8 protein-coding genes are annotated in these 14430 nt (G+C 75.1%); 6 read left to right on the forward strand and 2 right to left on the reverse strand.

Annotated features, from left to right (window positions below):
* The first annotated feature begins 138 nt into the window (after positions 1-138).
* The 4 genes from ACIPAE_RS00050 (at position 139) to ACIPAE_RS00065 (ending at position 6940) form a co-directional block, all read left to right on the forward strand.
* Positions 139-891, forward strand: coding sequence for a GntR family transcriptional regulator (locus tag ACIPAE_RS00050; RefSeq protein ID WP_328468808.1), 753 nt, complete (start codon positions 139-141; stop codon positions 889-891).
* 302 nt (positions 892-1193) lie between these two features.
* Positions 1194-1382: an SPOR domain-containing protein gene (locus ACIPAE_RS00055; protein ID WP_328468810.1), complete on the forward strand. Its 189-nt coding sequence runs from the start codon at positions 1194-1196 to the stop codon at positions 1380-1382.
* 116 nt (positions 1383-1498) lie between these two features.
* The gene (locus tag ACIPAE_RS00060) at positions 1499-4150 is read left to right on the forward strand and encodes a SpoIIE family protein phosphatase (protein ID WP_366413791.1); all 2652 of its coding nucleotides are present in this window, start codon (positions 1499-1501) and stop codon (positions 4148-4150) included.
* 237 nt (positions 4151-4387) lie between these two features.
* Positions 4388-6940: a SpoIIE family protein phosphatase gene (locus tag ACIPAE_RS00065; RefSeq protein WP_329373958.1), complete on the forward strand. Its 2553-nt coding sequence runs from the start codon at positions 4388-4390 to the stop codon at positions 6938-6940.
* Positions 6941-7001: 61 nt separating this feature from the next.
* On the opposite strand, the gene ACIPAE_RS00070 is transcribed toward ACIPAE_RS00065, so the two are convergent.
* Both ACIPAE_RS00070 and ACIPAE_RS00075 read right to left on the reverse strand, forming a co-directional pair.
* Positions 7002-7718: a PspA/IM30 family protein gene (locus ACIPAE_RS00070; RefSeq protein ID WP_402441889.1), complete on the reverse strand. Its 717-nt coding sequence runs from the start codon at positions 7716-7718 to the stop codon at positions 7002-7004.
* Between the two features lie 136 nt (positions 7719-7854).
* Positions 7855-10173 carry a TPM domain-containing protein gene (locus tag ACIPAE_RS00075; protein WP_402441891.1) on the reverse strand — a complete coding sequence of 773 codons (2319 nt, stop codon included), beginning with the start codon at positions 10171-10173 and terminating at the stop codon, positions 7855-7857.
* Between the two features lie 588 nt (positions 10174-10761).
* On the opposite strand from ACIPAE_RS00075, the gene ACIPAE_RS00080 reads away from it, so the two are divergent.
* Both ACIPAE_RS00080 and ACIPAE_RS00085 read left to right on the forward strand, forming a co-directional pair.
* The gene (locus ACIPAE_RS00080) at positions 10762-12864 is read left to right on the forward strand and encodes an ATP-binding protein (protein ID WP_402441893.1); all 2103 of its coding nucleotides are present in this window, start codon (positions 10762-10764) and stop codon (positions 12862-12864) included.
* A complete protein-coding gene (locus ACIPAE_RS00085; RefSeq protein ID WP_402441895.1) occupies positions 12861-14429 on the forward strand; it encodes an ABC transporter substrate-binding protein in 1569 nt (522 codons plus the stop codon). The genes ACIPAE_RS00080 and ACIPAE_RS00085 overlap by 4 nt, the downstream gene beginning before the upstream one ends.
* Position 14430 lies beyond the last annotated feature (1 nt).

Raw genomic sequence — 14430 nt, forward strand, 5'->3', positions numbered from 1 at the left:
GGCGTACGAGCACGGTGGGAGGTCCGTACGGGCTCCGATCCGGGCTCCCGCACGTCGGGTGACGTTCAGGGGAGAGCTTGCGGTCGTGCACCGAGGGTTGCCAAGCTGTCGCACACAGTCAACCCCTGGGAGGGGCACGTGGCCTTCGGTGAGCAGCCTGCCTATCTGCGCGTCGCCGGGGATCTGCGGCGGAAGATCCTCGACGGCACGCTGCCGCCGCACGCCCGCCTGCCCTCGCAGGCCCGCATCCGCAGCGACTACGGCGTCTCGGACACCGTGGCCCTGGAGGCGCGCAAGGTGCTGATGGCGGAGGGCTACGTGGAGGGCCGTTCGGGCTCGGGCACCTACGTGCGCGAGCGGCCCGAGCGGCGCAGGATCGTCCGCAGCGGATTCCGGCCGACCGGTCTGCCGAGCCCCTACCGCCAGGAGCAGGCCGACGAGGAGAGCAAGGGCACCTGGGAGTCCCGCAGCGTGCAGGACTCCGCGTCCGCCGACATCGCCGAGCGGCTGGGCGTCCAGGTCGGCGACCGGGTGATGCGCACCCGCTACCTGTTCCGCACCGAGGGCGAGCCGTCGATGCTCTCCACCTCGTGGGAGCCGCTGGCGCTCACCGCCCGCACCCCGGTGCTGCTCCCGGAGGAGGGGCCGGTCGGCGGGCAGGGCGTGGTGCCCCGGATGGCGGCGATCGACGTGCTGGTCGACCACATGTCCGAGGAGGTCGGCGCGCGGCCGGGGCTGGCCGAGGAGACCTCGGCGCTGGGCGGCGTGCCCGGGCACATCGTGATCGAGATCCGCCGCACGTACTACGCGTCGGGGCGGCCGGTGGAGACGGCCGACGTGGTGATCCCGGCGGAGCGCTACCGGGCCGTCTACCACCTGCCCGTGCGCTGAGGCCGTAGGGCGCCCCGCACCGCGTCGCGGGGCGCCTCGGGGCGCTGCGGGGTGTCGGCCCCGCCACGCCCCGCGCCGTATGTCCGCGCCGTACGGACGCGCCGTATCGCCGTGCCCGGAAGGGGCGCTGACGGAGCGTCAACTTCAGGTCGAACGAGTGGCCGGATCGGTACCTCTTCGTGTCATTCCGTGCCCGCCGGGTGAACCCCGGGCGTAGGGTCGGGCATATGCGCATCGCCGATTCCGCCAGCACGGGACCGGCCGGGATGCGGCGGTCTCGGCGCGAAGGAGGGGGCGGCGTAGTGACGTCGGAGTTCGGTTGGGTCCTCATACGGCAGGACGAGGGCGGCAACCGCTACCGGGTGGGGCGGTACGCGACACGCGCGGAGGCCGAGCGGGTCGCCGAGACGCTGACCTATCCCGCCGCCCCATCGGCTCCGCCGCAGGTGTACGTGATCGAGCAGGTCGTGCCCCGCGCGGCCGAGGCGTGACGGCCCCTTCCGCGCACACCTGCGCAGAAAGGGGCAATATCGGGTAAGAGAGGGTAAACCTCTCTTGGAGGTCGGGTGCGCGCACGCCCGACCCGACCCGGTCGGGGGTGCAACGTATGAGCGCCAGCGGCGACGACCCCGGGGCGCCGCCCGGCCGCGCCCCCCGGCCCGTACCGCCGCCGCCCGAACCGCCTTCCGCACCGCCGCCCGTACCGCCCTCCGCGCCGCTCCCCGGCCAGGAGCCGGACGCCGCCGGCGGGCCGCGCGCCTCCGGCACCCTGTTGGACGCCCTCCGGGTGGCTGTCGTGATGCTGGACACCAGCGGCCGGGTGCTGCTGTGGAGCCCGCTGGCGGAGGACGTCCTGGGCTGGGCGGGCGAGCACATCGTCGGCCGCAGGGTGGGCGGACTCTTCGGCCCGCCCGAGCCGTTCCCCGGTGCCGCGGACACGGGGGAGGAGGGGACCGCCGGCGCCGGGCCGTCCCGCCCCGGAGCCCGGAACCCCCTTCCCCCGGACGCGTCCGAGGGCGACGGCCGGCCCGAGCAGATCCTCGGCGAACTGCTGCGCACCGGCCGCTGGAACGGCATCCTCTCGCTGCGCCACCGCGACGGCCACACCGTGCAGGTCGACACCCGCGCCAGCCTGCTCGTCGACGGCGACGGCCGCCCGTTCGTGCTCGCCGCCCTCGCGGAGACCAGCCGGCTGCGCACCCTGGAACACGACCTCGCCGCCCTGGACTCCCTGTTCGACTCCTCCCCGCTCGGCGTCGCGATCCTCGACCGCGACCTGCGCTACGTACGGGTCAACGACGCGCTCGCCGCCATGAACGGCATGCCGCCGGCCGACCACGTCGGCCGCAGCGTCGAGGAGATCCTCGACGCCGACACCGCCCGCGAACTGGCCGCGCTCCAGCGCCGCGTGCTGCACACCGGCCGGCCGGTGATCGACGTGGTGGCGCCCGCCCCGGGCGGCCGCGGCCACCGCTCGCTGTCGTACCACCGGCTGGTCGACCGGGCCGGGCGGGTCCTGGGCGTCAGCGCCACCGTGATCGACGTCACCGAGCGGGTGCAGGCCGCCGAGCGGGCCGAGCGGGCCCGCCGCCGCCTCACCCTGCTCAACGACGTCGGCTCGCGGATCGCCGGCGTGCTCGACGTGCGCCGGGTCGCCGAGACCATCGCCGAAGCGCTGGTGCCCACCTTCGCCGGCTACTCCGGGGTGCTGCTGCACGCGCAGGTGGCCGGCGGCGGCGACCTGCCGACCGCCGGGTTCCGGGAGACCCAGCCGCTGCGCCAGCTCGGCGTCGGCGCCGCGCACTGGACCCCGCAGGTCGAACGGATGCTGCGGCGCGGCCAGTCGATCGGCTTCACCCGGCACTCCGTCTTCGGCACCGTGCTGGCCGGCGGCGAGCCGCGGCTGCTCGACGGCGACGACCAGCTGCGCGCCACCACCTACCCCGACGACCCCAAGGTGGACGCCGCCCTGGAGTTGGGCCTCCACTCGATGCTGGTGCTGCCGCTGCGGGCCCGCGGGGTGGTGCTCGGGCTGCTGGTGGTCGCCCGCGACCGCGGCCGCGAGCCCTTCGACCGCGACGACCTCGCGCTCGGCGTGGACCTCGCCGACCGGGCCGGCACCGCCCTGGACAACGCGCGGCTGTACGTCCGCGAGCGCGAGGGCGCGCTGACCCTCCAGCGCAGCCTGCTGCCGCGTACCGTCCCCGAGCCGCCGGGCGTCAACATCGCCTACCGCTACGTGCCCGGCAGCAGCGGCGCGGAGGTCGGCGGCGACTGGTTCGACGTCATCCCGCTCGGCGGCGGCCGGCTCGCCTTCGTCGTCGGCGACGTGATGGGCCACGGCCTGGTCGCCGCCGCCACCATGGGCCGGCTGCGCACCGCCGTCCGCACCCTGGCCGGCCTCGACATGCCGCCCGACGAACTGCTGCGCCGGGTCAACGAACTGGGCGACGACCTCGCCCAGAACCGGACCGAGGGCTGGATGGCCACCGCGGTGTACGCCGTCTACGACCCCTCCACCCGGCGCTGCGCCATCGCCCAGGCCGGCCACCCGCCGCCGGTGCTGGTGGAGCACCAGGACGACCCGGACCGCTGCTACGCCCGGCTGCTGGACCTGCCCACCGGGGTGCCGCTCGGCGTCGGCGGGGTGCGCTTCGAGACCACCGAGCTCGACGTGCCCGACGGCGCGGTCCTGGTGCTCTACACCGACGGGCTGGTCGAGGCCCGCGGCAAGGACATCGGCCAGGGCATCGAGCGGCTGCGGTCGACGCTGTGCCGCCGGCTGGGCTCCCTGGAGGACGCCTGCGACGACCTGCTGGCCACGATGGACCCCGACCGCGAGCCGGACGACGTGGCGCTGCTGATGGCCCGCCTCGGCGGCCTGCCGGCCGGTTCCACGGCCGCCTGGACCTTCCCCGCCGAGGCGAGCGCGGTCCGGCTGGCGCGCCGCCGGGTCCGCGACACCCTGGCCTCCTGGGGCCTGGCGTCGCTGACCGACGTCACGGTGCTGCTGGTCAGCGAACTGGTCACGAACTCGCTGCGGTACGCGCACGGCCCGATCGGGGTGCGCATGGTGCGCGGCGGCTCGCTGCTGGTGGAGGTGTCGGACCCGCTGCCGGACCCGCCGCGCGAGCGGGTGGCGGCCGAGGACGACGAGGGCGGGCGGGGCCTGCAACTGGTGGCCGGGGCGTCCCGGCGGTGGGGGACGCGGCACGGCTCGCTCGGCAAGACCGTCTGGTTCGAACTGGCTCTGCCGTGACCGGAGGGCGCCGCCGGGGCGCCGAAGGGCACGATGGTTGCGAGCGACTGTGCCGGGTATGCCGAAGAGGCGGGAGCGAGAGGTGCGACCGTGGTGTTCCGGGGACGGCCCCCGCGCCCCAGGAGCCGAGATGATGCTGTGATCGACAAGACCGTGTGCTGGACGGTCGCCATGCTGAATACTCGGGTCCAACCGGTCCATGTGTGCTGAGCTGGAGGGGTCGGGCGAGTGAGCGACATGCCAGCAGGGGCGGTTCCGCCCGGCGACGACGACGCGGACGCGGCAAAGGCCGGCGTCTGGCAGTCCAGCCCGCCCGGGTCCCTGTATGACTACATACGCGTCGCCTCCTTCTCCCTCGACGCCGAGGGCCGGATCGACCAGTGGAGCGAGCGCGCCACCGAGTTCTTCGGGCTGACCGCGGCCGAGGCCGTCGGCAAGGACCCGATCGCCGCCTTCGCGCCGCCCGACGTGCAAACGCGCGCGCACCAGCGGCTGGCGAAGATCCTCGACGGCCGCGAGTGGCAGGGCCTGGTGCCGTACCGCGACGCCTCCGGCGCCGAGGGCCGCGCCGAGGTCTACGTGATGCCCGCCGACCACGGCGCGCTGTGCCTGGCGGTCGACGTGGCCGCGCTGCGCCAGATCGAGACCGATCTGGCCGCCTCCCAGGCGGTGTTCGGGCAGTCCCCGATGGGCTTCGTGCTCTTCGACACCCACCTGCGCCTGGTCCGGGTCAACGACCGCTTCGCCGCGGTCTTCGGCCGCCCGAACGAGCAACCGGGCCGCGGCCCGCAGGACTTCCTCTCCCGGGTGGAGGCCGACCGGCTGTCCGCCGCGCTGCGGCAGGTGCTGGAGACCGGCGACGCGGTGCTGGACATGCCGCTGGTCGGCACCGTGCCCGGCGACCCGGCCCGCCGCCGCTGGTCCATCTCGCTGTACCGGCTGCACAGCAACTCCGGCCGCCCGATCGGTGTCGCGGGCCTGGCGATGGACGTCACCGGCCGGCAGCGCGCCGAGCGCGAGGCCGCCCACGCCCGCCGCAACCTCGCGCTGCTCAACGAGGCCGGCTCGCGGATCGGCACATCCCTCGACCTGGAGACCACCGCCCGCGAACTGCTCGACGTGGCGGTGCCGCACTTCTGCGACCTCGCCTCCGTCGACCTCTACCAGGCGCTGCTGTCCGGCGCCGAGGACCTGGCCGGCACCACCGACGGCAGCGGCGAGGTCCGCCGGGTCGCCTTCGCCAGCTCGGTCTCCGACGCCCCGGTGGCGATGGCCGGCGACGACGACGTCGAACCCAGCGAGGGTCCGGTCTCGGTCGGCTCGGTGCACCGCTTCCGGTTCGGCTCCGCCAGCGCCCGCGCGCTGCGTACCGCCCAGCTCCAGGTGCTCGACGGCGAGGGCGGCCACGACCTGGGCGGCACCCCGCTGGTGCAGTCCACCCTGGTGGTGCCGATGGTGGCCCGCGACACCGTCCTCGGCCTGGTGCAGTTCTCCCGGGCCAAGGGCAGCGAGCCGTTCACCGAGCGGGACCGGATGCTCGCCGAGGAACTGGCCGCCCGCGCCGCCATCTTCCTCGACAACGCCCGGCTCTACCGCCGCGAGCACGAACGCGCGCTGATCCTCCAGCGCAGCCTGCTGCCGCCGGACGACCCGGAGGCGACCGGCCTCGACATCGCCTGCCGCTACCTGCCCGGCAGCATGGAGACCGAGGTCGGCGGCGACTGGTTCGACGTCATCGAACTGCCCGGCCACCGCACCGCGCTGGTGGTCGGCGACGTGATGGGCCGCGGCCTGCGCGCGGCCGTCGCGATGGGCGAACTGCGCACCGCCGTCCGCACCCTGGCGATGCTCGACCTCGAACCGGCCGAGGTGCTGGGCGCGTTGGACGAGGTCGCCGAGGGCCTCGGCTCCTCCTCGGCCGGCCGCACCCGCCGCTCGAAGAACCCCGCCGACGTCGACCTCGCCGAGGTCTACCTCGCCACCTGTATCTACGTCGTCTACGACGCGGTGACCCGCCGGTGCACCATCGCCAACGCCGGGCACCTGCCGCCGGTCGTGGTCGAGCCCGGCGAGGACCCGCTGCTGCTCGAAGTGCCCCGGGGGGTGCCGCTGGGCGTCGGCGGCGAGCCCTTCGAGGAGGTCGAGGTGGAGCTGGCCGAGGGCGCCCTGCTCGCCCTCTACACCGACGGCCTGGTCGAGTCCCGCAACCACCCGCTCGACGAGGGCCTTGACGCCTTCCGCGCCTCGCTGGCCGGCCCGGCCCGCCCGCTGGAGGACGTCTGCGACCACATCCTGGCGACCCTCGACACCGCCCACGGCGAGGACGACATCGCGCTGCTGATGGCCCGTATCCGCGGGCTGCCCGCCGAGCAGGTCGGCGACTGGACGCTCGCCCCGCAGCCCACCTCCGTCGCCAAGGCCCGCGAACTCGCCCGCGACCAGCTGCTGGAGTGGGGTCTCGACGACCTCGTCGACACCACGGAACTGCTCGTCAGCGAGCTGGTCACCAACGCGCTGCGGCACGGCTACGGCGACATCCGGCTACGGCTGCTGCTGGACCGCACCCTGGTCTGCGAAGTGTGGGACAACGCGCTGATGCAGCCGCGCCGGCGCCGCGCCCGGGACACCGACGAGGGCGGGCGCGGCCTGCAACTGGTCGCGATGCTCAGCCAGAGCTGGGGCAGCCGCCGTACCCACCGCGGCAAGACGGTCTGGTTCGAACTGGCCCTGCGCGGCGGCCAGCCGGGCTCCGCCGGGCCGTCCGTGGACGACCTGCTCAGCATGTTCTAGGGCGCTGTACGGGTCTGTACGGGCCTTACGGTTCCGTGTGGCGCTGTCCGGTGCCGCGCCGTCAGGCCGCACCGGACTTCAGCCGGGCCAGGCGGGCGTCGATCTCCGCGCTGTCGCCCGCCGCGTCCAGGGACTCGAACTGGGCGTCCAGCGAGGAGGCGGCCAGCTCCTGACGGCCCTGCGCCCGGGCCTCCTCGCGCCGCACCTTGTCCTCGAAGCGGCCCAACTCGCTCGTCGGGTCGAGGACGTCGATGCTCTTGACCGCGTCCATCATGGTGTTCCGCGCGTGCGCGCTACGGGAGCGGGCGACCAGTTCGTCCCGCTTGGCCTGCAACTGCCGCAGCCGCTCCCTCATGTCGTCGAGACCGCCGCGCAGCTGGTCCACCACCTCGTTCTGCGAGGCGATCACCGGCTCCGCGGTGCGCGCCTCCTTCTCGGACTGGAGCTGGCGGCCGAGCGCCACCTTGGCGAGGTTGTCGAACCGGTCGGCCTCCGCGCCGCCGCCCGACGCCCGCAGCTCGTCCGCCTTGCGGCTGGCCGCGGCCGCCTTGCCGCCCCACTCCGCCGCCGCGGAGACGTCCTCGGCGTGGTCCTGCTCCATCATCCGCAGGTTGCCGATGGTGCCGGCGACGGCGTCCTCGGCCTCCTTGATGTTCTCGGTGTACTCCCGGATGAGCTGGTCGATCATCTTCTGCGGGTCCTCGGCCTGGTCGAGGAGCGCGTTGATGTTCGCCTTGGCGAGCTGCGCCACCCGGCCGAGGATCGTCTGCTTCGTCATGGCTACTCCTTGACTGACCTGGGGTCCTTCGTTCTTCGGGTCCCGCGTCCGCGAGGTCCCGCGGATGCGGGGTGTGCCGTGCGTGCCGTGCGTGCGGCGGGAGCGGGGCCGGCGGACCGGGGCCCGTCGGCCGGCCCTAGAAGCGCCCGCCGCCGCCCATCCGGCCGCGGGTCCCACCGCCGCCGAAGCTGCCGGGGCCCGCGCCGCCCCCCATCCCGCCGCCGTACCCGCCGTACCCGCCCATGCCGAAGCCGCGGGTCCGGCCGCCGCCGAGCAGGTCGCCGAGCAGGATGCCGCCGAGCACGGCGCCGCCCACCCCGCCCATGCCGCCCGCGCCGCCGTGACCGCCGCGCCCGCGCCGCCCGCCGAAGCCGGTGACGTCCTCCTGCGCGTAGGTCTGGGCCTCGCGGGCCAGCCGGTCCGCCTCGCGGGCGTGCTCCAGCGCCTCCTGCGGCTCGCTCGCCGCCAGCGCCTCCGCCCGCCGCAGCCGGCGCTCGGCCTCGGTCAGCCGGGTCCTGGCCTGGCTGCCGATCGCGCCGCGGTGCGTGGTGACCACGTCCCGGGCCGCCGCGACCTCGCTGCGCGCCGCCAGCAGCGCCTGCTCCAGCAGCGCCGAGGCCCGGCGCTGCCCGGCCTCCTGCTCCCGGGCCCCCGCCAGGGCCCCGTCGAGCGCGGCGTCCGCCTCCTCGACCCGCCGCAGCGCCGCGATCGGGTCCGGCCGCCCGGCCGCCAGCTCCGTACGCACCGCCGAGAGCACGCTCTCCGCCCGCGCCACCCGCCCGCGCAGTTCCGCGTGCGCGGGCCCGGAGGGATACGCCGGCGCCGGTCCGCCGCCCGCGCCCGCCGGTCCGCCGCCCGTTCCCGCCGGTCCGCCGCCCGTTCCCGCCGGTCCGCCGCCCGTTCCCGCCGGATCGCCGCCCGCCGGAGCGTTCAGCCAGTCGGCGGCGCCCGTACCCGAGGTGGTCGGCCCGCTGCCGGGGCCGTTCCCGTACGGGCCCGCCGACGGCTCCGTGCTGCCGCCCGGGGCCGGGCCCGCGCCCAGGATCGCGCGGGCCTCGGCGAGGTCGGCCTCGGTCTCGGCGAGAGCCTCGGCCAGCTTCGTGTCGGCCGCGTGCAGCTCCTGCTCCCTTCGGGTGACGGAGTCCGCGAGCATGGTGGCCTGGTCCAGGGCGCCCTCGGCGGCGCGGACGAAGACCGCGGCCCGGCCGTGGTCGGAGCCGATCGCGGTGTGCGCCTGCTCCAGGCTGGTCCGGGCGAAGTCCAGCCGGTCGCGGGCCTCGGCCGGGTAGCCGGCCACCGGTTCCAGCGCCGAGTCGGCGTACCGCTGCGCCAGCGGGCCGAGCGCGGCCGCCGCGGCGTCGATCCTGGCCGGCAGCGCCGCCGCCTTCTCCTCGGCCCGCGCCAGCACCTGCGGGGCGTTGGCCTCCATCGCACGCAGCTTGTCGAACGCCTCCGACTCCGCGTCCAGCCGCCGGTTCGCCTGGGTGCAGCGCGACAGGATCTCGTCGAGCATCTGCCGCCGGGTCTCGTCGTCCTCGGGGTAGGCGTCGTCGAGCTTCTGCCGCAGCCGGAACGCCGCGGTCAGCTCGCCCTTGGCGTACTCCACCGCCTCGCCGAACGGCTGCGCGGCGTCCTCGCCGAACTGCGCCGCCGCGAACCCCACGTCCTCCTGGCTGGTGCGCACCGCGTCGTCCGTGGCCACCAGCAGCTCCCGCGCCTGCGCGTCCAGCTCCGGCAGCGGGGTGACCGGCACTGGCTGCTTCGGCCGCGCCCGCCACTCGCTCGCGCCCTGCCCCGCCGACGTCCGCACCGGGCGCTGGTGGGCGGCCCGCCTGCGGTACGCCCAGATGCCCAGCATCAGCGCCGCGCCCAGCGCGACCACCGGAATCCACACCGAGCCGGACGAGCGGCTGCCCGCGCCGCCCGGGTCCGCCGCGCCCGGCGTGATGGCCGGGGCGGTCACCGGGTGGCCGTCGAGCACCGCGTCGTAGCCGGTCGCCGCGCCGACCGCCGCGCCCGCCCAGTCGTCGTGCCGCAGCGCGGGCTCGATCGCCTGGTCGCCGACCTCGTCGATCTGCCGCTGGGTGAGTCCCGACTCCTGGTCCGCCGACACCGCGTACTGGCGGTCGTGGGTGGCCACCGCCAGCAGGACGTCCCTGCGGCCCAGGCCGTTCTTCACCGCGGTCGCGTTCGCCCAGTCCTGCGGGGAGGCGCCGGAGAAGCCGTTGACGTAGACCGCGAAGAGCTGGAGCTTCTGCCGGTCGTAGAGCTCGTTCAGCGCGGCCTGCACCTGCGCGGTCCGGCCCTGGAGCGCGCCCACCCTGTCGGTGACCTGGCCGGTCCTGGCCAGGGGTATCGGGGCGTCGGCGACCGCCCGCAGCGGCAGCCCCGCGCCCATCGCCAGTACGGCCAGCGCCACCAGCGCGGCGGCCGACGACTTACGTTTGTGGCGCACCGCGTTGCCTCCCGCTATCCGCGCCACGGCCCACCGCGTGGCTCTTTTCGGGAGCGTATGTGCGGCTTATGCGTCGCGCGACCGGGGAGCCGTCCCGAGCCCGATACCGTGCCCCGCCCGTGCCGCGGGACACGCCCTAGCGGAAATTCCCCGAAAGGGGGAGGGTTTCCGGTTTTCGGGACGGGTCCCGTTCGGGCCGGTCTACTCTCCCTATTCCATCGATGGGGGATTTCCTCCGGCCCCGGAGGAGGATTCCCGTCCGGGACGGAAACGCGCGCCCGCGTGGATTCCGCACCGGGCGACCCGGGACTCCCCCTGGTTCGCCGGGGCACGGGTGCCCGGGATTCCGCGGGATTCGCCGGGAGCGCCCGGGGAATCCCGAGCCATTCCGGAATTCGGTGCCAATGGTGCCCCGGGAAGGCTGCGGATATTCCGGCGGACCGGATGCCCGGAGCACCATTGGCACCGAATTCCGGTCGGCCAGGGCGAACCGCGGACTCGGTGGGCCAGGGCGACCCGGAACATCCGGTGCATCCGATGGGGGCGGGTCCGGCACGGTGCCGGTCCTGACGGCGGGAGACATGGGACATGACGGACGGCAGGCTGTACGGCCGCGTGCGGGTGGTGGAGTTCACCGGGGACGCGCTGAGACGCTCGGGCGTCCCCGCCCGGCCGCTGCCGATCGTGCTGCTGGTCGGCCCGCGCGGCAGCGGCGGCTCGGTGCTGCTGGACCGGCTGTGGACGGACTTCAGCGGGCGCTGCCTGAGCGTCCGGCTCGACCTGGGCCGGGCCGAGGCGGTCGAGGACATCGTGCTGGCCGCGATCCAGGGCTGGGGCCGCCGGGTCCCGGGCATCCGCCCGATCCGCTTCTGCCGCACCCGGATGCTCTTCAAGGCGCTGAGCTTCGTGGACGCCGGCGGCGGACGGGCCGCGTTCGAGGCGTATCTGCGGGCCGGCCCGCAGGACGCCGCCGCGCACGCCGCGCTCGACGGCCTCGCGGCCCGGGCCGCGCCGCTGCTCCCCGCCGACCAGCAGGTGCTGCTGTCGGCCACGGCCAGGGCGCTGGGCCTGCTGCTGTCCGCGGTCGGCCGGCGCCGGCGCGGCGACGCCAAGGCCAGGAGCTGGCTGAAGGACCACGCCCCCGGCGTCGGCAGCGCGGAGGACCGGCTGTGGGAGATCCACCGCCGCCACCACGGGCGCAGCGACGCGCCGGACGCGGCCCGCACCGCGCTGAAGACGGTGTGCGCCGCCCTGCTGGCCGACCTGCGCACGGACTTCAACCGGCGCTCGCTGCGCGGCCAGCGGCCCGCCAACTGCCTGCTGATGCTGGACAACGCCGGCAGCCGGGCCGGCGAGCTGTTCCTGGAACTGCTCGCCGAGTGCCGCCGCGAGAGCCACCGGGCCCGCGAGCGGCCCGACCCCGCGCTGGTGGTGGCCGCCCGGCGGGGCCGGGCGCACACCGCGATGGCGCCGCTCGCCTCGACCGACGACCGGCTGAGCTTCGCCGTCCGGCACCCCGCCGCGCCCGCGGGCGAGGACCACCCGGTGTGGTGGTACCCGATCCGGCTCACCGGCCTCGGCCGCGAGGACGTGGTGGTGATGTGCGGCAGCAGCGTGCTGGGCAGCCAGAAGCGCGACGCGAGCCACCTGAGCGACCTGACCGACGGCCACCCCGAGGCGGTCGATCGGCTCGCCCACCTGCTGGCCCGGCCCGAGGCGGCCGGGGACGACCCGCGCCGGCTGCTGGACCGGCCGCTGCCCGCCGCCGAGTACCTGCCCGACCACTGGAGCGCGCCGGCCCGCCCCACCCCGCCCGGGTCGGCGGAGGGGGCGGAGGACGGGCCCGCCGGAGCTCCGACCGTGGCCGCCTACCTGCTGCGCCGCATCCTCGCCGACGACCACGTCGACGGGCCGGACGGCGGCATCGGTCCCGACGGCGGCTCGCTGCTGGACACCATGGCGGTGCTCGCGCTCACCCCCGGTCTGCGGCTGGGCGCCGGCACCGCGGCGCTGCACTTCCTGGGCTGGACCCGGTTCGACGCCGCCACCGCCCGCCGCCGGCTCGGCGCGGCGCTGTGGCTGGCGGAGGCGCCCGACCCGCTCGACGGCGCGGCCGAACCGGACCCGAACGGCGCGCCGGACGCGCCCGTCGGCCCCGCCGCCCGGCTGCACCCGCTGGCCGCCCTGCTGCTGCACCGCCGGCTCGCCGCGCTCCCCGAGGTGTGGGACGGCGCCCACCAGGGCTACGCCGCCCACTACTCCGGCGCCCACGACGCGCCGCTGCGCCACCACCACCTGCTCGCGCAGGCCACCCCGTCCCGCCGGGAGCCGCTGACCGCGGTCGCCGGTTACCTGGAGCGGGAGTACGACCGCTGCGCGTCGCCCGAGAGCTGGCAGGTGATCCTGCGCCAGGTGACCGCGGCCCCCAACCGGCTGCGTACAGACGGCGATCCGCGCACCTACGTCACCGCGCTCGCCGGGCGGCCCGACCCGCGCGACCGCAACCGGACCATCAGCCGCCTGGTGACCGCGCGATGGCTCCACGGCGACCGGTCGTTCGACCCGCGCCACCACCTGGCCGGGCTGATCTCCGCCGAGTACGGGAACCTCGCCGCGATCTGCGGCGGCAACGAGGCGCTGTTCCAGGAATCCGGGAAATACCACCTCATCGAGGAGGAGTGGGATCGATGAGAGTGCCGCGCATGCTCCGAGTCCCCGAACAGTGGTACGGAAATCTGCCCCGCCCGATGCGGATCGGCGTGGTGGCGGCGGTCGTCACGGGTCTCGTCGCGGGATCGTTCGGCGTGTTCGCGCTCGTCGACCACTTCCGGAACCAGCCGTGTATGCGCGGCGGCGCGACCGCCGTCACCCAGCACGGCGCGAACGGCGAGTGCGTCGGCATCACCGACGGCTCGTACCCGTTCGACACGCGGTTGAAAGGCGTCGAGCAGGCGATCCGGAAGGAGAACCGGGACGTCACCCGCGAACACCCGAAGGACTACGTCAGCGTGGTGGTGCTGCTGCCGATCTCCGCGCACAGCGGCAGCATCATGGCGATGTCCGCCGTCGTCGAGCAGGTGCGCGGCGCCTACACCGCGCAGTACTACGCCAACCGGCAGAACGTCGAGGGCGTCGCGCCGTACATCCAGCTGCTGATCGCCAGCGACGGCTACCAGGCCAACCAGTGGAAGGCGGCCACTTCCGCGATCGAGCACGCCACCGCCCAGCACGTGGCGGCGGTGACCGGGCTCGGCCTGAGCCTCGACGGCACCCGCAGCGCGGTGCGCGAACTGACCGCCCGGAACATCCCGGTGGTCGGCTCCAGCATCACCGCAGACAGCTTCAGCGACATCAAGAACTTCGTCCGGGTCGCCCCGAGCAACGAGGACAACATGGCCGCCGCACTGTCGTACGTGCAGGCGGCCACCCGCGCGGTGCTGGTCGAGGACGGCAACGCTGGCGACAGCTACGACGCCACGCTGGTCAGCGGATTCCGGAAGTTCGCCGCGATACCGCACCACCGGATCGTGGACGTGGAGCCGTTCGACACGACCAAGCGGGACCGGGCCACGTCGGAGTCCGAACAGGCCGAGGCCGAGCAGGAGGTGGCCACCCGGATCAGCCAGATGGCGCTGGACATCTGCGCCCAGCAGCCCGCGGTGGTGCTCTTCGCCGGGCGCGGCCAGGACGTCGGGGTGCTGGTGCACGCCTTCGCCAGCACCTGCCTGGACAAGTCGATCGAGATCGTCAGCGGCGACGACATGTCGAACCTGGCGATCACCCCGCAGTTCCGGCACGACCTGAACGGCCATGTCACCGTGGACTACGCGGGCGTCGCGCACCCCGACGAGTGGACGGCGGCCCACGACCCCGCGGCGGCGCGGGACGAGCAGGACGGCGCCCGCGGCTTCCGCGCCTTCGACCAGACCTTCCAACGGCTCTTCCCCGGCGGCACGTTGACCGACGGCAACACCATGACGGCGTACGACGCGATGCTGACCGGGGTGTCCGCGGTCCGGCTGACCGAGCAGCGGCAACCGCGCGCCGACGCGGTGGCGGGCGAACTCGGCGCGCTCCAGGGCGCGCACCAGGTGCTCGGCTCGAGCGGCCCGATCCGGTTCACCGCGAACTACCAGACCAGCCGCACCGGCAGCAATCCGGTCGGCAAGGCCAGCCCGATCCTGCGGCTGGGCCGGGACGGCAACCCGCAGGTGCTGAAGGTGGCGTGGCCGGCGGCCGCGCCACCCGTCGGGTGAA

It is taken from the genome of Streptomyces sp. NPDC087270, assembly GCF_044744625.1.
Classification (GTDB): Bacteria; Actinomycetota; Actinomycetes; order Streptomycetales; family Streptomycetaceae; genus Actinacidiphila.